Origin of the sequence: Desulfatitalea tepidiphila, assembly GCF_001293685.1 — a bacterium.
Lineage (GTDB): Bacteria > Desulfobacterota > Desulfobacteria > Desulfobacterales > Desulfosarcinaceae > Desulfatitalea > Desulfatitalea tepidiphila.
In genome coordinates this window covers 926,498-946,500 of record NZ_BCAG01000001.1, presented here as the reverse complement: position 1 = coordinate 946,500, position 20,003 = coordinate 926,498, and the positions used below count along the sequence as shown (strand labels likewise).

17 protein-coding genes are annotated in these 20,003 nt (G+C 59.6%); 7 read left to right on the top strand and 10 right to left on the bottom strand.

Annotated elements, in window-relative coordinates:
* Positions 1–10: 10 nt before the first annotated feature.
* The gene (locus DFT_RS04135) at positions 11–1,156 is read left to right on the top strand and encodes a sensor histidine kinase (protein ID WP_054029952.1); all 1,146 of its coding nucleotides are present in this window, start codon (positions 11–13) and stop codon (positions 1,154–1,156) included.
* Positions 1,157–1,217: 61 nt separating this feature from the next.
* Here the strand turns inward: DFT_RS04135 and DFT_RS26680 are convergent, their stop codons facing one another.
* Positions 1,218–1,991, bottom strand: a complete 774-nt coding sequence (locus DFT_RS26680) for a lytic transglycosylase domain-containing protein (RefSeq protein WP_235506166.1) — start codon at positions 1,989–1,991, stop codon at positions 1,218–1,220.
* Between the two features lie 220 nt (positions 1,992–2,211).
* The gene (locus DFT_RS04125; protein WP_054029950.1) at positions 2,212–3,756 is read right to left on the bottom strand and encodes a methylenetetrahydrofolate reductase C-terminal domain-containing protein; all 1,545 of its coding nucleotides are present in this window, start codon (positions 3,754–3,756) and stop codon (positions 2,212–2,214) included.
* Positions 3,757–4,080: 324 nt separating this feature from the next.
* On the opposite strand from DFT_RS04125, the gene DFT_RS04120 reads away from it, so the two are divergent.
* Both DFT_RS04120 and DFT_RS04115 read left to right on the top strand, forming a co-directional pair.
* Positions 4,081–5,025 (top strand): DNA polymerase beta superfamily protein, encoded by a 945-nt coding sequence (locus DFT_RS04120; protein WP_076750376.1) that lies wholly within the window; start codon positions 4,081–4,083, stop codon positions 5,023–5,025.
* Between the two features lie 354 nt (positions 5,026–5,379).
* Positions 5,380–5,562: a hypothetical protein gene (locus tag DFT_RS04115; RefSeq protein ID WP_054029948.1), complete on the top strand. Its 183-nt coding sequence runs from the start codon at positions 5,380–5,382 to the stop codon at positions 5,560–5,562.
* A gap of 93 nt (positions 5,563–5,655) precedes the next feature.
* Here the strand turns inward: DFT_RS04115 and DFT_RS04110 are convergent, their stop codons facing one another.
* Positions 5,656–6,555 carry a hypothetical protein gene (locus DFT_RS04110; RefSeq protein ID WP_054029947.1) on the bottom strand — a complete coding sequence of 300 codons (900 nt, stop codon included), beginning with the start codon at positions 6,553–6,555 and terminating at the stop codon, positions 5,656–5,658.
* 59 nt (positions 6,556–6,614) lie between these two features.
* Positions 6,615–7,349, bottom strand: coding sequence for a rhomboid family intramembrane serine protease (locus DFT_RS04105; RefSeq protein WP_054029946.1), 735 nt, complete (start codon positions 7,347–7,349; stop codon positions 6,615–6,617).
* A 350-nt stretch (positions 7,350–7,699) separates the two neighbouring features.
* Between DFT_RS04105 and DFT_RS04100 the strand changes: the two genes are divergently transcribed.
* Both DFT_RS04100 and DFT_RS26115 read left to right on the top strand, forming a co-directional pair.
* Complete coding sequence (locus DFT_RS04100; RefSeq protein ID WP_083453307.1) at positions 7,700–10,213, top strand: RecQ family ATP-dependent DNA helicase; 2,514 nt, start codon at positions 7,700–7,702, stop codon at positions 10,211–10,213.
* Entirely contained in the window at positions 10,110–10,628 is a 519-nt protein-coding gene (locus tag DFT_RS26115; protein ID WP_235506165.1) for a hypothetical protein, read from the top strand. Before DFT_RS04100 ends, DFT_RS26115 begins: the two co-directional genes overlap by 104 nt.
* Positions 10,629–10,674: 46 nt before the next feature.
* Here DFT_RS26115 and DFT_RS04090 read toward each other — a convergent pair whose 3' ends face one another.
* A complete protein-coding gene (locus tag DFT_RS04090; RefSeq protein ID WP_054029943.1) occupies positions 10,675–10,944 on the bottom strand; it encodes a hypothetical protein in 270 nt (89 codons plus the stop codon).
* Positions 10,945–11,075: 131 nt separating this feature from the next.
* On the opposite strand from DFT_RS04090, the gene DFT_RS04085 reads away from it, so the two are divergent.
* The gene (locus DFT_RS04085; protein ID WP_054029942.1) at positions 11,076–11,339 is read left to right on the top strand and encodes a hypothetical protein; all 264 of its coding nucleotides are present in this window, start codon (positions 11,076–11,078) and stop codon (positions 11,337–11,339) included.
* Positions 11,340–11,394: 55 nt separating this feature from the next.
* Here the strand turns inward: DFT_RS04085 and DFT_RS04080 are convergent, their stop codons facing one another.
* The 5 genes from DFT_RS04080 to DFT_RS04060 all read right to left on the bottom strand — a co-directional run bounded on the left by DFT_RS04080 (position 11,395) and on the right by DFT_RS04060 (position 19,015).
* A complete protein-coding gene (locus DFT_RS04080; protein WP_200907008.1) occupies positions 11,395–12,957 on the bottom strand; it encodes a B12-binding domain-containing radical SAM protein in 1,563 nt (520 codons plus the stop codon).
* Positions 12,958–12,969: 12 nt separating this feature from the next.
* Entirely contained in the window at positions 12,970–14,265 is a 1,296-nt protein-coding gene (locus DFT_RS04075; RefSeq protein WP_054029941.1) for an MFS transporter, read from the bottom strand.
* A 394-nt stretch (positions 14,266–14,659) separates the two neighbouring features.
* Complete coding sequence (locus tag DFT_RS04070; RefSeq protein WP_054029940.1) at positions 14,660–15,796, bottom strand: hypothetical protein; 1,137 nt, start codon at positions 15,794–15,796, stop codon at positions 14,660–14,662.
* 355 nt (positions 15,797–16,151) lie between these two features.
* Positions 16,152–17,054, bottom strand: a complete 903-nt coding sequence (locus tag DFT_RS04065) for an ATP-grasp domain-containing protein (RefSeq protein ID WP_054029939.1) — start codon at positions 17,052–17,054, stop codon at positions 16,152–16,154.
* Between the two features lie 137 nt (positions 17,055–17,191).
* Positions 17,192–19,015 (bottom strand): GNAT family N-acetyltransferase, encoded by a 1,824-nt coding sequence (locus DFT_RS04060; RefSeq protein ID WP_054029938.1) that lies wholly within the window; start codon positions 19,013–19,015, stop codon positions 17,192–17,194.
* Between the two features lie 238 nt (positions 19,016–19,253).
* Between DFT_RS04060 and DFT_RS04055 the strand changes: the two genes are divergently transcribed.
* Entirely contained in the window at positions 19,254–19,997 is a 744-nt protein-coding gene (locus tag DFT_RS04055; protein ID WP_161807072.1) for a formylglycine-generating enzyme family protein, read from the top strand.
* Positions 19,998–20,003 lie beyond the last annotated feature (6 nt).

Below are 20,003 nucleotides of genomic sequence, written 5' to 3'. Positions count from 1 at the left end.
AATTGGCGGTATGGCGCTGAATGCGGAACAACTGGATATCTTGTTGGTCGATGACGAGCAGGACATCCGCGATGTTCTCGAAGTCGCCCTGGCCGACGAAGGCCACGTCGTCTTTACCGCAGAAAATGGGCAACAGGCCCTGGCCGTTTTTCAGGAAAAGCATCCGGCCATCGTCATCACCGATATCAAGATGCCGGTAATGGACGGCATCGAATTGCTTCAGCGCATCAAGCGGGACGCGCCGGACACCGAAGTGATTATGATCACAGGTCACGGTGACATGGACCTGGCCGTCAAGAGCCTCAAGCACCAGGCCACCGATTTCATCACCAAGCCGATCAACGTCGAAGCCCTGGATATCGCCTTGCAGCGCACCCAGGAACGGATCATCATGCGCCGCAAACTCCAGGACTACACCACCCATCTGGAAGCGCTCATCCGCGAAAAGACCGAACTGCAGGACCATCTCTCTTCTTTGGGCCTGATGATCGGCTCCATCTCCCACGGCATCAAGGGTCTTCTGACCGGACTGGACGGGGGCATGTACCTGCTGGAAAAGGGGCTGAAAAACCAGGACACCCAATGCCTCGAGGAGGGTTGGCAAACCGTCAAACTTCTCGTGGAACGGATCCGCAAACTGGTGATGGATATCCTCTTCTACGCCAAAAAACGGGACTTGAACTGGGAACGCGTGGACCTGAGCAATTTCGCCGAAGAGTTGGCGCGCATCATGGAGAATCGTCTGGATCAGACCGGCATTGCCTTCGAACGAAAGTTCAGCGGCCTGCCGGCATCCTGCACCATCGATCCCGGTTACCTTCATGCGGCCCTGATGAACCTGTTCGAAAATGCCATCGACGCCTGTCAACGCAGCGCCACGCCCCATGAGTGCATCATCACCTTCGGTGTGGCCCTCGACGATGCGAACATCATCTTCACCGTATCGGACAGCGGTGTTGGGATGGATGCCCAGACCCAGGAGAAGCTCTTCACCCTCTTCTTCTCTTCAAAAGGCCGCAAGGGGACCGGTCTCGGGTTGTTCATCACCAAAAACATCGTGGAGCAGCATGGCGGAACGATCAGCGTCTCGTCGGCACCCGGACGCGGCAGCCGCTTTACCATCAAACTGCCGATCCGGCCGGACGTCGAGCCGTAGCAGTTAGAATCGGCGAAACCCCTTAACTTTCACACTTTCCTACTTTCCAACCTTTCTGCTTTCATACTTTCATACTTATGAAATCCATCACCTTACGGACGTAATCTCGGGTCTCTCGATACGGCACATCGCCGTTGTACCGCATAACGGTCCCCGGACCTGCGTTGTAGGCGGACAGGGCTGTTTGGAGATTGCCGTCGAACATATCGAGCATCTGCCGCAGGTAGCGCGCACCGCCATCGATGTTCTGCTCGATATCGAAAGGATCTTCAACGCCCAATTCCCTGGCCGTGGCCGGCATGAGCTGCATCAACCCGCAAGCCCCTGCCGGAGAGACGGCATCGGGTTGGAAGTTGGACTCGGCGCGGATCACGCTGCGAATCAAGTCCACCGGAAGATCGTATCTTTCTGCAGCCGACCGGATGCCCGCCTCGATTCGTGAATCGGTCGAGGGCCATGCCGGTTCACCTGGCCCCACCGGCGCAGAAGATTCTGCGGCGGCCAACGAAGTGGGCGGACCGGCCGGAAGCATGGATCGGGACCCTGATCCGCATGTAAGATCGTCTCCCCAGGCAGTTGAGATGGGACCGATGGCAGGTTGCAGGGGTGCTTTGGCTGCGACAGGAGACTTCCAGTAATCGGCCATGCGCATCCCCCCGGCCGGGGCTGGTAATACGGCTGCCGGTCCGGAGGATGCCATACCCTCCAACACCTGCCGGAAACGGTCCTGTTGCCCGTCCGGGCCGATTCTGGGCGGCCGTCGGGAAGCCTTCCCGTCCCCATAACCCGCCCTCCGGAAATAGTCTTGTATGGTGAGGCGGCCAGCTGCCACCATTTGCGATCCCTCCCTGACGCGTATACATGGCGGCACCGGCCGCCCGAAAGGAACCAAGCAATTCCTGTTCCAGCATCCCGGTTTTTAAAATATCATTGAATATCTGATAGATATAGAGCAGGCAATGCGGCATGGCCGGTCGTTGCGGGTCAAGTTTGCCGTTGAGCCGGCAAAAAAATGACAGACCAAGGCGGTATCAGAAGGCGGGCTCGAAGGCGTTCTATAATGTGCAGCTTCGCGCTCGGCAACGCAGGGCGATGGTATGGGTGCTGCCTTGATGGTCGCGCTGCAGATGATAATTGAGCCACGAGGAGGTCTTGTTCAGCTCCCACATCCTCGGCGGCACGCATCTTTTGACCATCTCAACCGTTTCGCCGGCGTGGGAAAGACGCAGGTATGCGCGGTACCATACGCAGTAGCGCTCCGGGAAGACTTCGCACCGGCCGTCGCAGCTGCCCCCGCAGGCCCCGTTGCGGGTATGCTTGGGGCACTGGGATTCAGGACACAGGAACCCAACGTGCTGAATGGCGCAGTCCCCGCACTTCTGGCAATCGAGGAGAAGCTGCTTGGCGGGATCTTCCACCAGTTCGGTCAAGAGCTGCCGTCCGATGCGGCCGTCCAGGCGCCGGCACAACCGTTCGAACATCGGCGCCCAGGGATGTTCGCGGTTAAACACGATGTCGTGCATGCCGCTGAGTAGATTGAACGCGAATCGTTCGCGCAACGGCACGCGCAGGGGGCGCCGGCCGAATTTCGGCGGCCCCCAGTTGGCGGCACGATCCTTGGGGAAGGCATAAAAGCCGCCGGCCTGGGGATAATCGAAATCGGCGAGGAACGCCTGCCACTGCCCCTGGATCTGCTCCAGGCGGTCCAGAATGCGCCCCACCTCGTCAAAACTGCCGTGGATACCGCCGATATGAATGCCGCCATACCCCAGCCCCTTGAGCACTGCCGCCAAACGGGCGGCGCGCTCGATGGCCGCCGCCCGGCCGGCCGCTTTGTCTCGCCATTCCGTCCGAATCCGCTCGAGGAGCGCATCGGTGACCACTGCTCCGGGCACCCGGCCCGCGTTCATGATGGCCGCGGCCTTGGGCTTGAGCACATAGACCGAGCCGATCAGGGGCGCTTCCAGGTTCATGTAGTCGCAGATCTGAACCAGTTCCTTGAATTTACGGGCATCATATCCGAGCTGGGTGATGATGAAACGGGCGCCGGCCGACACCTTGCGGCACAGCTTGGCATATTGGGCGAATGTCTCGGCCTCGGTCTGTTTGAACGGCGATACGGCACAACCGGCAAAAAAGGGATCCGGATCGCCGGCCGCATGGAGCCGGTCGCTGAGCATGTCGAGCATGATCTGCAACTGCACCGAATCGAGGTCGAACACCGGCGCACCCTGACCGCCGAATCCCTGGCCCGAAAAATCGCCGTTGAGCGCCAGGATATTTTTCATGCCCATGCGGGCCAACTGCAGGGCCCGGCTCTCCATGCCCACCCGGTTCATGTCACGGCAGGTGAAGTGCACGATCACATCCATGCCGATGTTGAAAATCTCGTACCCCAGGACGTCCGGGCTCAGGGACGGGTTGCCGCCCGGATTGTCGGTGATCGACACCGCCGAAACGCGCCCATCCGCGAACGCCTCCCGGGCGATGCCCATGACCGCGTCCACGGCCCGGCCGGTGGCCTCGCGTCCGGGTACCAACTCCAGGGTGACGACAAAATGACCGGGTTCGTAGAGATCGTTCTGGAAAACGCGCAGCATGACGCCATCCTTTCAAGAAATACCCTTGCCGCTGGAATTGACGGCCAAACCGTTCAACCATACGTTGAACGCACGAAAAACGAGATTCGAAGATCCACAGCAGAAAAAAACAACCACGCAAGGACTGAAGGTGAGCGTTCCATGGAGAGGGGTTGGAAGTCAAGCTTCAAAACAGCAGCCATTCTAACTGAATGCTATTCATTAATCCCGGCTGGGTGGAGCAGGTGGCCGATGCCACCTTTTTGGCCTTGGTTTGAGGAGGGATTTATGACAAAGAAGGGGCAGCATACTTCGCAAACCGCTTAACCGGTGATGCTTCGATCCATGGACCTGCTCGTCAAGATGATATTCGGCGCGCCGCTTTACGGGACGGCCACCCCCCAATCGGACATCGATTACAAGGGCGTTTTTCTGCCGTCCCGTGAGGAGGTTCTGCTGGGACGAATTCCCAAATGCCGCCGCTACGCCACCGGAGACAACCACTGCAAGAACAAGCCCGGGGATGTCGACCAGGATCTTTACAGCCTGCACCACTTCATCGACCTGGCCTGCCAGGGAGAGATCGTGGCCATGGACATGCTTCACGCCCCCCCCAACGCCTGGATCGTGGCCAGCGAGGTTTGGAAAGAGATCGTCCGCCATCGGCATCGCTTCTACTCCAAAAAGCTGATGACCTTTTTAGCGTATGCCCGACGCCAGACGGCCAAATACGGCATCCAGGGATCGCGCCTCCATGCGGCGGCCACCCTTCTCGAGGTGCTGAAACAAAAAGATCCCAAGCTGAGGTTGGCGCACGTCTGGAGCGACCTGCCGCGCATGGATCATTGTGGAGAAGCCGACCCTGACCCCAACGGCATCCGCCAATACCAGGTGTGCGGTAAAACATTTCAGGCAACGGTCGCTATCGGCCAGGTGGTACCGGTCGTGCAAAAATTTCTGGACACTTTCGGGCAACGGGCCAGGCTTGCGGCCGACAACAAGGCCATTGATTGGAAAGCAGTCTCACATGCCATGCGGGCCGCGATTCAGACCCGGGAAATAATCGTCAACGGAGAGATCGTCTATCCCCTTCGGGATGCGGCCTACCTGCAGGAGATCAAAGCCGGCCGGCTCGACTATTATAAAGAGGTAGCCCCTGCCCTGGAAAACATGATGGCCGAGGTGGCCCGGCTCATCACAGGCAGCAACCTCCCCGATCAGCCGGACCGGCAGTTTTGGGACGATTTTATCTGCAAGACCGTGGAAACCTATCGATTCAGCATCCAATAAGATCTGGAAAGACCCGCATGGGGTTTTTTTTCAAAATGGCCGAAAATTGAATCGAAATCTCTTGCAAAAGCAATTGGGCTAACATATAGACCCAATTTCGAACTGCTGTTCGTCATAACCTATGGGATCTGGATTCCCACCTTGGGAACTTGCCGTCCGGATCTTTTTTCCTGATTTTTTTTTCGCATCAATCATGCCGCCGCTATTAAAAACGGCTTAATGCTGAGACGAAAAGACCGATAATATGCTTGACGACCGCACGACCACCGGTTGGGTATGATCCCCAGCGTGGGGAGATGATCGACCGGAACACCCCGATGAACGGGTATTCAATAATTTTCAAAAGGATTTTCAATGGATGAGTCAAAAAGAAAGCAACTCGAAATGCAGCTGCGCCAATTGATCAGCGCAGCGGCGAACGAAAACAAGTCGGAACGCACCGACAACCGGCCGGTGAGCGGCCGTATCCAGGTGATTCGGCGCCGCAAAGGGAGGCCCGATCGTCTGATTCTGGACGCTCAGGGTATTTCGGAGTAGATACACCGGGAGTGTTTCGGCATGGACAGATGTGAATTCTTTGCCGAAACTGAACACCCTTCAGAAAAAAAGCACTTCTATTCAACATCACCCTTAACGGGCCGATTCCAAACCGTTTCGAAATTTGAAGTCCCGATAAAAGAGCCGCTCTTTTTCCGAGACGCGCCCCATGCGTTCCGGATTTAAGAAAAAGCGATACACCTTTTCGGTGGGATCGATGGTGTTTCCGAGCAATTTAGCTTCCAAATGGGCAAGGGCTTCGATCGACTTGTCGCACACCGGGTAGCCTTTGTCATCCAGATCGATCTCCGTTGTGAAGGCCACCTGCGCGATATTGTTGATGTCGACCAGTTTGATGCCCCCCGAGGGGACGATCACGAGATTCCCCATGCCTGCCAGATCCGGAACGTGACCGGTTTCGATGATCATCTGCTTGATGCGCCCTATGAACCGGGCGCCCTCGGCACGCACCGTCTCTGCCCATCGGGATCGATGGGAAGGCTGCTCCTGCGGTGGGAAAAGGTGGTCGTAAAGAGTTTCGATCAACCTGTCGCCACTCAACATGCCCCATGGATTGAGAATTTCCCCGCTCACATATTCTTGAAGACCGCAGAGCAGAATCCCCCTGCCGCCCGCCGTCACATACTCGACGATGAATTCATTGGAACGGGCCAAAAAATCGGGTGCCAGATAGCGTTCCACCAGTTTGACCCGCCGGATCTCGTCGAGTGCATCCTGAAGGTCCGCCAATCGGGTCCTGAAGAGCCTCAGGATGCGAAGGGGTCTGGCTCGGGGATAGCGCCGGATACCATCGCAATCGATCCCGAATTTCTCCGCATCGATGTCGGGCCCGCGCAACACCTCGATGACGTGCGAACGCAGGCCCTGCCGGAAATGGCGTCTGAAGTGATAGCCGCCATCGCTCTTTATGAAATTCAGCCGCACGACATCGCCGTGGGTGATGAAAAGTTTTGTGCGGATGTCGTCAAGCATGGCGCCCTCCTCCCTGCATGACCGCCACCACCCCTCGATTCAGGCGGGTCATCGGGATCTCAATGAATGGTGGGAGGGTTGTCGTCGTCGCTGCTTTTGCCGTCGATGACCGTGAAGCGCGATCGGCGCCGTTTCTGTTTCGATTCAAAGTACTTCCAGCGCCAGTAATTGATGCTCCACCAAGGACCGGACGGCCTGACATAGAGGAATCCACAAAGAATCCCCCCCAGATGAAACGCCCCGTGCACATTGGCCTTGGCCAAAAAGGTGAGAAACGTGATGATCACCGTGCCGTAACTGATGTATTTGGCCTTGACCGGCAGGACGAACATGAGCAGCACGACCGCCTCGGGCCTCAACAGGCCGAAGACCACGATGAGGGTCAGCAGGCTGGGCAGCATGCCGGCAAACGGAGCGCCGAAAGCTGTGAGCAGACCGAAGATCAGGCCGATCAGCGCCCCGCCGTATGCAGCCACCGCATAGAGGGTGATGAAACGCCGGGTTCCCAGGGATGCTTCGATGGTGCCGGCAAAAAAGTAGAACACGAGGCAGTTGATCAGAAAGCCGATGGGCGCGCCTGGGTCGTGGAGAAGGGGATGGGTGATCAGCTGCCAGAGATGGAAGCCGCCGCCGATGGGCCACAGGGCCAGCCAACGATAGACGGGTACGGCCATCCAATGCTCACAAATCAACTCCACGACATAGATGGCGGCGTAGATGATCAGCATTTTTTTGCCGATGGCGGTCAGCGGAGCGCCGAAGCCAAAGGTGGTCCGATGTCCTTGGGGAAACATGTCCATTCGATCCATTCACGTCTGACGTCACCGTAAAAAGCCCAAGATCTGCGTTGTGCTCATCCCGTCGTCCTTGCGGCGTACGGCAAAGTACGCCTCAGGACAAGGAATTTCGCACGTCTTGATCTTGAACTTTTTAAGGCGCCGTCCGGTAGTGACTTTTTACATAGTCATCAAGTCAGTCTCGTAAAACATCCGGATGTTGCTTTTACCGTCATCCGGGCGAAAGCCGGGATCCAGCATTTCAAGCGGCAACCTACCATCGGACCCAGAAAAATTGAACCGAAAAGTAGGGCGATGCCTCCTCGTTTTTCGTTTATTTTGTTCGTCATCTCTTTTAGACAAACCAAATGGCGCATGAAATCAAACAGTTTGCCGAACGAGGGATGCCCCGTTGCCTGGCCCTGGATCTGGAACTCACCCGCAAGAGCCGGACCTTGCGCAGCATCGGTGCTGTTTTGGGCGATCGCACGTTCGAATGGCACGGCGACACCACCATCGCGACGGCGCTGGCGGCGTTGGATGCATTCGGGCGCGGGGCCGAATATGTCCTGGGCCACAACATCTTCAACCACGATCTCCACTTCCTGCAGGCCCTCGCCCCAGACCTGAACCTGCTGGACCTGCCCGTGGTGGACACCCTCTATTTGTCCCCCCTGGCCTTTCCCCGCAACCCCTACCACCGTCTGGTCAAAGACTACAAACTCGTACGCTCGGGACTCAGCGACCCGGTGCAGGACGCGCGCCTGGCCCTGTCCATATTTCAGGATCAACTGGATAGTCTGGCCGCCCAGGCTGAAACGTGCCCCGAGATAGTCTCTTTTTACCGTTTCGCCATGGCCGCCGGCCGTTTCGGCGGATTCACGGGCCAGGGCCTGGCGACGGTTCTCGATCACGCCGGCGCTTTTCGGATTCAAACGTCGTCCCAGGCCGCCGACATCTTCGGGCAGTTGACCCGGGGCATCGCCTGCCGCATGGCCCTGGAACGGCGTTTCGGCGGAAGCGGCGATCCGGCCGAGGTCGATCCCGCGGCGGCGTATGCCCTGGCCTGGCTGCGCGTGGCCGGTGCCAATTCGGTACTGCCCCCCTGGGTGCGTCACCAGTTTCCCGGGGTGGTCCCCCTGCTCAAGCAACTGCGCGACATCCCTTGCGGCGATCCGGCCTGCGACTACTGCCGCCAGAACCACGACCCGGACCAGCAACTGAAACGCTTTTTCGGCTTCGACGGCTTCCGGCCCACGCCCGCCGGGCGCAACGGCAGCAGCCTGCAGCGCGACGTGGTGCTGCATGGACTTCGGGGCCAACCCCTGTTGGCCATCCTGCCCACCGGCGGCGGCAAATCGATCTGCTACCAGCTGCCGGCACTCGTGCGTCAGATGCGTCGCGGACTGCTCACCGTGGTCATCTCGCCCCTGCAGGCTTTGATGAAAGACCAGGTCGACAACCTGGTGAAGCATACGGGCACACCCTATGCCGCGGCCATCTATGGCCTGCTTGCACCTCCCGAACGGGGGGAAGTGATGGAGCGGGTGCGACTGGGCGATATCGCTATTCTCTACCTCTCGCCCGAACAGCTGCGCAGCCGATCGGTGCGCCAAGTGCTGGCCTTGCGCGAAATCGGGGCCTGGGTTTTCGACGAGGCGCACTGCCTCTCCAAGTGGGGTCACGATTTCCGGCCCGACTACCTCTATGCGGCCCGCTTTATCCGTGAATTCTCCCAGGAGCAGCAGTTGCCCATTCCGCCCATCGCCTGCTATACGGCCACGGCCAAGCTGGATGTCATTGAAGAGATCCGCAGTTGCTTCCAGGCCGAACTGAAGCAGGACCTGCTGTTGTTCGAAGGCGGCGTCGAACGCGAGAACCTGCACTTCGATATCTGGCCGGTCAGCGGAGCGGAAAAGCCGGCCTGGACGTACGAGATCGTCGCGCGATACACCGATATGGACGCCCCGGCCGGCGTGATTGTCTATTCGGCCAAACGCAAGACCACGGAAGCGATCCGCGATTACCTGGTCCAACGCGGGTTAGTGGCCGAAGCCTTTCACGCCGGACTCGAGGCCAATGAGAAACGACGCGTCATCGAATCCTTCGTGGCCGGAGAAACCCCGGTGATCTGTGCCACCAACGCCTTCGGCATGGGCATCGACAAGGAGAACATTCGCCTGGTGCTGCACTACGACATCTCCGGTTCACTGGAGAACTACCTGCAGGAGGGGGGCCGGGCCGGACGCGACCGTCAACCGGCGGATTGCATCCTGCTTTACGATCCGGAAGATGCCGAAACCCAATTCAAACTGGGGGCCCACTCGGAAATCAAAAAAGAGGAGATCCAGCGCATCCTCAAATGCCTGCGGCGCAGCAAGACCAACCCGGACGACGAGGTGGTCATCACCACCCAGGAACTGATCCGCGACGAGGAGATGTCGGAGGTGTTCGAGCGGGGCGATCCCGCCAACGACACCCGCGTGCGGACCGCGGTGTCGTGGCTGGAACGGGCCGACTTTCTGAAACGGGAGCACAACCTGACCCAAGTGTTCCAGGGGCGACCGCGGGTCAAGAACCTGGCCGAAGCCGATCCCCCTGATCCGGAGGCTGGGGCTTTCCGATACCATGGTGCGCCTGTGGCGCGGAATCCTGGGCATTATCTTCAATGCGCCTGCCGACCATGGACTGAGCGCCGACGATATCGCCGAACGTCTCTACTCTTCGGCCGCGGAGCTCCGGCAACTCGAACTGGACCACGGCCTGAAACCCGCCCAGATGGTCATCTACGCCATTCACGACATGGCGGCCGCCGGCCTTCTGGACAAAGGCATGATCCTGTCGGCTTATATACGGTCCCAAGGCCGGAACAGCGCCCGTAAACTGCTGGCCCGGGTGTGCGATCTGGAAACGCACTTTTTAAGACTGCTGCAGGAAGAGGCGCCCGATGCCGAGGCGGGCGGCTGGATGGACCTGGATATCAGCCGCGCCAACCAACGGCTGCAAAACGCGGGCGATAAAAGCAATCCCGTGACCCTGTGCAACCTGCTCAAAGGGCTGGCCTATGACGGCACCGGAATGGCCGGCTCGCACGGCAGCATCTACCTGAAGCATATGGGCCGCCACCGCTGCTGCGTGGCGCGACTTTCACAGGAAGGTTTCCGCACCTGGGGGAGCCGACTGGCATCGGTGGTCGAGGCGCGAATCGTGGGGATGCTCCAATGGTATGCCGACGACGGCCAGCCGGAATATCACCGCTATGCCAAGGTAGCGTCCTGGGAGGTGCCGCTTGTGTAAATCGTCACGACGAACGATTTTAAGCCGCATGCAATGCCACCACATGCTAGGCCAATCGATTGTGGATGACCATGGCAGTGAACAACACCACCCCGAATAGAGAGAAGTAAAGACCGTTGAGGGTCTGCTGGTATTTGACTTTGATCTTCTGGTCCGTTTCGGACCGGATCATTGCCTTGAATTGGCGGAGGTCCCTCATCCAGCCCGAGAGCATCTCGACGGCGTGCCCCTTTTCCTTCAATGCAATTTTGATCTGCTGAAGATTGTACATGAAAATAATGGCCGATAGGATCAAAGCGACTTCGAGCAACGTCATGGCGACTGTTCTCCCTCTGCATTTTTTGATGGATGCCTGCGGGACGGCTGTTTTTTCATTTACCAACAATAGCACCTTAGTTAAAATGAGAACAGCTTTCCAACCCGGTTGACAAACCAAGGAGGTGTGAGATGTTTGCACTGATCTACGACACCCATAAATTGGACAAGCCGAAAAAATTTGTCATTTCCGTTCACAAAAGCCGCGAAACCGCCGAAAAGGCCCTGGAAAAGCGAAAAAAAAAGTTGGGGCGAACCACCGAGGAATTCAACACCCGCGTCGTCTGGGTCCAACGCAAGATAAAACCCGGCGATCCGCTGATCGAAAGGGACTTTTCCACCTGGAAACCCGGTGAAAAGATTCCTTACGGCGAGACCCATTCGGACACCGACTGAATTCCCGGCGATCGGTGCCCGTCCTCACACGGCCGATTGGCCCGGATGACCCTGATCAAGGGCGTACGCCGGCGCCTCGCGAGCAGCGGAAAAACGCGGCGTGATTGGACGTGAAAACAGGCGGGTCGTTTCTCAAGATCGGCTGTATCGATGGATGTCGCTTGAAGGTCTTGTCAAGGAACTGCCGAACCGCGGTCCGCTCCCATCCGGCCGGATGTTCAAAATCGCTGTACAGGGCCAGATCCCCCTCGTAAAAATCCCTGAGCACCAACCCTTCGGCATCTGGGCTGCCCAGTGGCAGGTTGAAAACGGCCAGATTCAAAAACGAGATGCAGGGGTGATGCGCGGCGACGAAGGCAAGAGTTTTGTCGGCGGCCTTCCGATCCTCTGCGGGTGTTCCGAAAAGCAGGTAGACATAGGCGGCGATGCCGGCGGCATGCAGATTGTCCAGGACCTTGGCCGCCATGTCGAGACGGATGCCCTTTTCCAGCCGGTCGAGCACCGTCTGACTGCCCGACTCCAGTCCGATCTTGAGCATGGAACAGCCCGCCCCGGCCAATTGACGGCAAAACCCGGGATCGTCCAATGGTGGACCGATGCGCACGAATCCATACCACGGGGCACCGGGGGGGGACTTGACCAGGGTTTTGAGCAATGCCGGACTGATGGCGTTGTCGAGCAGATGAATCAGAACGGGCCGGGTCTGCGCATTCAACCGAAAGAGATGTTCAGCCGCCGTCCGGTGAGGCAATGGCCTAAACGGCCGGCGCTCGGCCCGTTCGGGACAAAAAGCGCAGCGCCGCCACCAGCAGCCGTCCGATGCGCTGAACGGCAAAATGAATCCGGGGCTCAAATAGGGAAGCGATAAAAAGTCGCTGTAATCGGGCAGCCATCCCTTCCCGGCCGCCGGACGGCCCATGGCGTCGAGCAGGGCCGATTCCCCCGGCCCGGCAATCATCTTGTCCACCCATTCGCCCAGGCAACGGATCCGTTCCGGACGCTGCATCCAGGAGGTGATCAATCCACCCCCGACGACGATTTTCAGATCCGCACCGGTCCGCCTGATCAGCCCGATCAGCGCAAAGGCGCACAGGGCCTGGGAGAGATAGTTGATGGAGATCCCCACCACGGCCGGACGCAACGCCAGGATGCGCGGGATCAGCCGCTCCTGGAAATATTCGAAGAAGGGGTTGCGTTCCGGGCGGCGGGCCGCGGCTATCAAATCGGCGCTGCGCAGCGGCGAAAGATGTGCATCCTTGTAATCCGCCAACCCGACCCGCACGGCCGACGCCTTCCCGGCCAGGGAGAGCAGGCGACCGATATCGGCCACGGCCCGACGATAAGTGTCTGGGCGGAGATAGGTGTCCGGGTCCCGCAGTGCGCTGATGTGACGGTGCACATGTCGCCAGGCCCGTTGCGACCAGGTATCGGCCGGCGGCGGATGACTGTCGGCCAGCAGGTGGTGGAGTCCTTCGATGCTGGCGTCGATCGCTGTGCATTCGACACCCTGGCTGCGCAAGGCTCCGGACAGCCTGGCGATGCCGGCCGGCGGTTCGCTGGGTTTGACCACCGGCGGATGGATCAGAACGATATGGGAGGCGATCGTCGTTTCGGTCATGATGGACCGCCGTCAGACGGTTTGCCGGCAGTGGGTTTCCCGGGTGAAGAAGAGCAGGATCAGGGCCAGGGCGATCCAGGCCAGCATCATGGAGAACCCGGCCTGATAGGCGGCCAGGTTGTATATCCGGACACCGGCCTGCGTCTGCCCCTGCCACTGCCGGTCCAGCATCCAGCCCACGGCCGGCTGCAACACCATGGGCCCGATCATCACCCCCATATTGATCACCCCCGAAACGGTTCCCGACAGACGGCCGGGCACCGACTCCTTGGCAAAGGCGAAGGTCAGAATCATGCTGCCCGAGCTGAAACCGGCAATCAGCAGAAGGACGACCAAAGCGGTAAGCGGCAGCGCCGTTGCAAAAAAGGCGATGGTAAAGGCAGTCAGGGTCAGGGCGCACCCGATGATGAAAAGCGGCTTGCGCTTGCCCCAGCGGTCGGACAGCCACCCGAAGATGGGGCCGGCCAGGGCCAGAGCCACGAGCACGGCAGAGGTCACCACCGCGGCGCGCGAGGTGGATAGATCATGATGGGTGACCAGGTAGGGCACGCCCCACAGGCCGCAGAAGGTGAGCACGCTGCCGGCCAGGGATCCGGGAATCACCAATAGTAGCAGGGTGTTGCGATTGCGGCACACTTCGAGAATGCCGGCCACAATGGGCGTGCGCCTCGTTTCGCTGCAGCCGATCCCGCAGGTGGCCAGGTCGGCATATCCCTTTTCGTGCGGGTAATCGCGCACGAAAAGCCGGATGGCGATGCCGATGGCAACGCTCAAGACCGCCACGAAAAGCATCACCGTCCGCCAACTGTAATGGTCCATGAGCAGGCGCAAGGGGTTGCCGGCGAACACGGCGCCGATGATGCCGAAGAAAAGCGCCATGCCCGATACCATGGCGTAGTACCGCGGTGGGAACCAGCTGTTGGCCAGCTTCAACAGCCCAACGAAGGCCACGGCCACGGAGCCGCCGATGAGCAGGCGCCCCATCCCGACCCAGAACATGGCCGGTGAGAGGGCGAACAGTATGGTGCCGACCGTTGCCACCCAGGCGCCGGTACTGAGCAGACGCCTCGGCCCCCAGGTATCGGCGATGATCCCGGTGGGGATCTGCATGGCCACATAGCTGTAAAAATAGAAGGCCGACAGTTGGCCCAGGGCGCCGGCGCTGATATCGAACTCCCGCATGAGCTCTTCGGTCATGACGGCCGGCGCCACCCGATGGAAAAAGCCCAGCAGGTAGAAAAAGGCACCCAGACTCCAGATGAACCAGGCGATGCGCAAGGGGGGCGGGGAGGCGGTGGTCACGTTCACGTCATTCCTTTTCCGAAGGCATTTGCAATGAGGTCTGGACTATAAAGTCACCGTGGGGTGCTGTCAACCGGTGAGCGTGGCTATCAGCTATCCCAACTGAATGTTATTCATTGAACCCGGCGTGAGTAAGACAGGTGGCCGATCCCACACGCCAATCGGTCAAGAGCCAGTAAGATGCACGGCGGGCGGCCCAGAAACTCGCTGCGCTCAAACAGCCTGGGCCGCTTGTCCCCCGCTTGCATTTAACTGGCTATGAGACCGCAGGCGCACCTGGCCCTGGCCACCTGCCCCACCCAGGCCTGCCATCGCCGTTGCCATGCGATTATTTTATCAAACAGATTCTGTAATGCATGCCCTTCAAGGTGAATCACGTTCAGTTAAAATTGCTGCGCGGCTATCCATTGGGCGGCTCGGCCAGCTTGGCTTGGATCAACTCGGCCAGATCGTCGCGGCCCTGATCCCGAAGTGGTTGCAGCATCTCTTCGTAGAAGGGTTCGCGGTGGCGGATGGTGATTTTGAAATTTTCGAAAAGGGCAGGATCCACATCGTTTTCCACGAAGGCGCGGCTCCGTTCGAGCGCGCCGATGGCGATCAACCCGGTCATGGTGCGCACGCACTTTTCGCAACGGCCGCAATTGAGACGATCGGGGACATTGGCCAGGCACACCCTGAAATTGTCCAAAGCGACCGGCCATTGGGCGATCAGGCGCAGTTTGTCGATGCGTGACAGCTCGAGATCGCAATGGCGAATCTGCACATCGGCGCTGCCGTAAGCCGGGTCCAACAGGGGATGCGAACCGCAGGGGACCAGATTGGGAATGTCGTAGGAGGCCGCCACGTTCATCGTTCCCACGCGCCGCCCAAACGCGTGAGCCACGGCCCCGAGGACCGCGCCGAAAAAGCGGTTGAGCCACAACTCCCGCTCATCACACAGGTGGCGGATATTGGTATACACCGGAATGAGCGTCACTCTTGCTTCGGCCGCAACGGGCGCCATGTGCGCCCTGGCCCGTTCGAAGACATGCAATTTGGCGCCCCTCTCGACCACACCGCCGATATCGAATCCGTGGACCATCAGGCCATCCTGCACTCGATACGGGTGACCGGACGGAAATTGCAGATGATTGCGGCGCAGTGTGGCCAGGGAATCGATCCCACCGGATAGAAACAATCCGGTCCGACGGGATATGTCTTCATACCGTGGCGCCGGCAGGCTTCGGGCCTCCAATCGCAGCGGCCGCATCTGGCCGTTGGACCAGTGCGCCATCAACCCCATGACTTTGGAGAGGCCCTCCTTGAGCACCGGGCAGATGGACGGGACCATGGCAATGCGCCGTTCGCCGAAGTGCAGGGCCGGGATGATGGCGCCCACCAGAAAGGCGTCAGGAACCGGTTCGATATCTGCCTCGAATGTACTCTCGGTGGCGATGTAGATCTCCCTGTCCGGCTGATCACAATCCTCCCAGCGGACCGTGGCCCGCACCCGCACCTGATCGCCATCGATCGTCTTCTCCAGGTCGGTAATGCGCATTGATTCAATCTCCCATCCGTCGAGCTGGCCGAAGGTTGATAGTAAATTGTAAACGTTTACAATCTTGACGGCGCCGTAAAAAGTAGCAGAGGTGTCATGCCGGCGAACGCCGGCATCCAGAAAATATTGAAAAATACTGGATCCCGGCTTCCGCCGGGATGACGGGAAAACCTGATTCCGGACTTTTTACGATTTCATCAAATCTTGATGAACTTGAAAAAAGTCGTTTTCGGACGGCGCCGTAAGAAGTTCAAGATCAAGGCGTGCGAAATTCTGTGTCCTGAGGCGTACTTGTCGTACGCCGCAAGGACCACGGGATGAGCACAACGCAGATATTGGACTTGTTACGGTGACGTCAAATGTTGGAACCCAACACGCGCAGCACATAGTCGATCATGGCGCCGGCGATATCCTTGCCCGTGGCCGCCTCCAGGCCCTTGAAGCCGGGCGCGTAATTCACCTCGTTGACCAGCACACGACCATCGGCCGCGACCATCAGGTCGACCCCGGCGATCTCCAATCCAACGGCGGCCGCGGCACGAATGGCGGTTTCCGCCAATGAAGCGGAAAGTTCCAGCACGCGGCCCTGCCCGCCCAGATGCACATTGGCGCGAAAATCCCCTTGAGCGGGCGCCAGCGCCATGGCCCCTGCCACCTTCCCGCCGATGACCAGCGCCCGCAGATCCTGCCGCCCTTCGGGTTCGATATACTGCTGTACCAGGACGCCGCGGCCGTTGTCGAGTTCGATCCGAATGTGGCGGGGCAGTACTTCCCCTGGATAGATTCTGCAAATGCCGCTGCCCTGTCGTCCGCTGACGGGTTTGAGCACCGCCCCGGGCGCCCCGAATTCATCCAGGGCCGCCTCGATGCCCTCGGCCGCGGAGACAAAGACGGTGCGGGCCACCGGTAGGGCGGCCCCTGCAAGAGCCTGCAACGTGAAGAACTTGTGCTTGGCCCTTTCGATGGCCGGCAACCGGTTGATCACCGCGACACCCATCTGGGCCATATGCGCGATGAGCGGCAGGGCGGCATCCTTGATTTCGGCCCCCTGGCGCGGCAGGACCGCATCCAGGTAGACGGCCCGCCGATCGCCGAGCAGCACGGCGCTCCCCTCGCGATAAGCGGGCCATACGCGATAGGGATTGATCGGCTCAAGATCGCATCCCCGTTCTCGAGCGGCTTCCGCAAGCCGCCGGGTTGGATGGTAGTCCGGGCCGCGCACGGTGATGACCCCGATCTGCTTCCGCTTCGAATCCATCAGCGCTCGCTTTTCTCCACTGCCGGTTGAATAATAATACCGATCGGTGCCATAGCTTCTCTTTCGACCTTCTCCTTTTTGAAATCAAAAAAAGATGAATTCTTAAAAAGCCGCTGGCAGAAGGTGCAGTAAAAAGATCAACTCAAATCGGGCTGCGGGGGCAGTTCAAAGTCCTCGGGAAGCATCCACTCGGGCACCCAGATGCCGATCTGCTTCCGGGTCCGTTCGCTGAAAAATGCGGCGACCTTTCGGGTCCTGTTGCGAATGGCCATCTTCTGGGTGGCCACGTTGTCTTCGGCGATGACCGAGTAAATCTTGTAGCTTCCGGCTCTCTCCGTCAAACCCTCCAGAAGCTTGGCACCGATTCCCAGGCTGCGGTACTCGGGTCGCACGGAGGTGTAGCCGCGCTCCAGGTAGTTGTGCAGGTCGATGCCGCATTGCGCGCTCACTGCGTCCACATACTCTTCCCGCGGCCGTTTCAGACTGGAATTGCCCGCGATCAAATCATCTTCTTCCGCATAGCCGATCAGGTACGCACGTTGCAGGTTATGGCGCAGCCACTGGCTGCCCACCGTGCCGCCGGCCTCGACCATGCGGCAAATTTCGTCGAAATATCCGGACGGCAACTGATCTGGCGGCAGGTAGCGATAGACCAGGCGGCTGCCCACTTCCGGCAGGAGACGACCGTCATCGCCCAAACGTTGGCGGGCCAAGCCTTTGGCTCCGTGCGTCCGGACACAGGTCTGAAGATAGACCGGGTCTTGCAGCCGCATCCACACCGGTCGTCCGGCCATGGGCCGCGTGGCGCCATAGGGTGGGCTCTCTTCCGGAAAATGCCACACCTCGTCGCTGTATCGCGAAAGGGGACTTTCATACCGGCACCAGGAGTGGATGATGTAAGGGTTTTCATTGGCAAACTGTTCGATCTGCGCCGTCAGCTCAGGATCATCCCCCGAAGTGAACACCAGGTGATTCCAATGCCCCTGTTTGGCCGACTGGAACAGCAGGCGGCTGATATCCGCCATCGGCCCGCTGGGCTTTTCCCAGACGATCACCCGCCCCCCGCTTTGCGCCGGAGATGGCGAAAGAGATGGCACCCCTGCCGACGCCAACCGGCGAACACTCCCCGCTTCGCTGCAAGGTCCCGCCCCCTGTATTGGCGTCGCCATCTCCGCAGCCGCTTGGTCCATGGCCCGATGCACCAATGCGGCGACCCGGTCTGCCGCCGGTTCGCGCAGTTGGGCCCAAAGCCGTTCGGCCGCCGTGCCCCAATCTTTCCAGGCGGCACAAACGGCAATTGCGACCGTCGGCCACCGCCGTTGCCACCGGCGCGCCAGGGTCAACGCCCCGACCATCTGGCCGGGTGCAGAGACCATCACTGCCACTGCGGCGCACCGGCCCGAAGCGATGTCCGGCACCTCTGCCTCGCCTGCATAGTCGAAAAATGGGTTGTGCTGCGAATCAACCAGATAGGCGGCCAAAGCCTGTTCGTCATCGAGCCCCGGCCAAACACAACCTCGGCGATCGATTCGGGCGGGATGGCAGGCGACCGATACCAGATCCAAAACCTTGTCGAGGCCATCCAACCGACGAACGCTTTCAGAGAGATCGGCCCAGTCAGGGTCGTCCGGCGATCCCTGCAAGAGAGCCGGATCCTCCCGAAAGGTTAAGCCGGCGACACAGATTTCCGTGGCACGGGATAGAACCTTTCGCCGGACCCCATCTTCCGCCCCCTGGTCATCGCCGCCCTGCAGACGCTCGGCGACCCGTGCCTGCAAATCGGCCTGCACACGGGCATTCCCCACTACATAGTTGAAATATCCCGCACCGGCATGGAAACGACGGATGGTATGACCGTCGCGCTGCAACACGGCCGCGACCCTCAGAAGGAGGGTCGAATAACATGCCGGATGGTGAACCGGCGGCTGCACCAGAAGAATATCGGCCTCGGGGTGGGGCATGGCGACGGAATCTCCTTTGATCTGACTTGTCTATATCATAAGTGGTGCGAGATCAAACAGTGTCTGCCCCTTGGCAATCGAGGGAAAAACCTTTATGATCGTTGAACTATCTGTAAGGCGATAAAACTATTGGAGATACACCATGATCTGCCCCTCTTTGAAGGTCCCAAGCCGATGGGTGCCGGCACTCATCCTCCTGATCTGCCTTTGGCCTTGCCTCGCCGCCGCCGGAAGCGCAATGAAAATGTTCGTCAATTCACTGGGTATGGAATTCGTGCAGATACCCGCAGGCGCTTTCACCATGGGCAGCCCTGCCGATGAACCCCATCGGAGCGACAACGAGCGGGAGCACCCGGTCGTCATCGACAAGCCGTTCTATCTGCAGACCAGCGAAGTCACCCTGGGCCAATGGCAGGCCATCATGGGCAGCGGTTTCTTTTTGCGCTGGCTGGGCGACAAAACCCTGCCGGCGACGAAAATCTCGTGGTTCGATGCCTGTAAATTCATCCAAAAGCTCAATGCGATGGGCAAAGGCACCTATCGATTGCCCACAGAGGCGGAATGGGAGTACGCCGCCCGCGCCGGGACCCGGAGCGCATATGCCTGGGGGGATCGCATCGACTGCTCGCGGGCCATGTATGCCGGCAGCTATTATGGGGAGAGCGGTTGCATAGAACAGCGCCCGGGGTTGCGAACCAGCCAGGAGAGCCCGGCGCCGGTCAAAAGCTTCGGCCCCAACGCCTGGGGGCTCTACGACATGCACGGAAATGTCTGGGAATGGGTCCAGGATTGGTTCGGCCCCTACCCTCAAACCCGGCAGTTCAACCCCCAGGGGCCTGTCAGCGGCAAGGATCGCGTGCGGCGCGGCGGCAGCTGGTTCGGTCCGGGACACGCCTGCCGATCGGCCAACCGCGCCCACGCCCATCCTGCCAGCCGACTTCACACGACGGGATTTCGCCTGGTTTTTACGCCCGAACCATAGGTTGGT

Coding starts and splice junctions, on each gene's coding strand:
- DFT_RS04135 (WP_054029952.1), top strand. CDS start 11: ATGGCGCTGAATGCGGAACAACTGGATATCTTGTTGGTCGATGACGAG.
- DFT_RS26680 (WP_235506166.1), bottom strand. CDS start 1,991: ATGGTGGCAGCTGGCCGCCTCACCATACAAGACTATTTCCGGAGGGCG.
- DFT_RS04125 (WP_054029950.1), bottom strand. CDS start 3,756: ATGCTGCGCGTTTTCCAGAACGATCTCTACGAACCCGGTCATTTTGTC.
- DFT_RS04120 (WP_076750376.1), top strand. CDS start 4,081: ATGGACCTGCTCGTCAAGATGATATTCGGCGCGCCGCTTTACGGGACG.
- DFT_RS04115 (WP_054029948.1), top strand. CDS start 5,380: ATGGATGAGTCAAAAAGAAAGCAACTCGAAATGCAGCTGCGCCAATTG.
- DFT_RS04110 (WP_054029947.1), bottom strand. CDS start 6,555: ATGCTTGACGACATCCGCACAAAACTTTTCATCACCCACGGCGATGTC.
- DFT_RS04105 (WP_054029946.1), bottom strand. CDS start 7,349: ATGTTTCCCCAAGGACATCGGACCACCTTTGGCTTCGGCGCTCCGCTG.
- DFT_RS04100 (WP_083453307.1), top strand. CDS start 7,700: ATGGCGCATGAAATCAAACAGTTTGCCGAACGAGGGATGCCCCGTTGC.
- DFT_RS26115 (WP_235506165.1), top strand. CDS start 10,110: ATGGTCATCTACGCCATTCACGACATGGCGGCCGCCGGCCTTCTGGAC.
- DFT_RS04090 (WP_054029943.1), bottom strand. CDS start 10,944: ATGACGTTGCTCGAAGTCGCTTTGATCCTATCGGCCATTATTTTCATG.
- DFT_RS04085 (WP_054029942.1), top strand. CDS start 11,076: ATGTTTGCACTGATCTACGACACCCATAAATTGGACAAGCCGAAAAAA.
- DFT_RS04080 (WP_200907008.1), bottom strand. CDS start 12,957: ATGACCGAAACGACGATCGCCTCCCATATCGTTCTGATCCATCCGCCG.
- DFT_RS04070 (WP_054029940.1), bottom strand. CDS start 15,796: ATGCGCATTACCGACCTGGAGAAGACGATCGATGGCGATCAGGTGCGG.
- DFT_RS04065 (WP_054029939.1), bottom strand. CDS start 17,054: ATGGATTCGAAGCGGAAGCAGATCGGGGTCATCACCGTGCGCGGCCCG.
- DFT_RS04060 (WP_054029938.1), bottom strand. CDS start 19,015: ATGCCCCACCCCGAGGCCGATATTCTTCTGGTGCAGCCGCCGGTTCAC.
- DFT_RS04055 (WP_161807072.1), top strand. CDS start 19,254: ATGAAAATGTTCGTCAATTCACTGGGTATGGAATTCGTGCAGATACCC.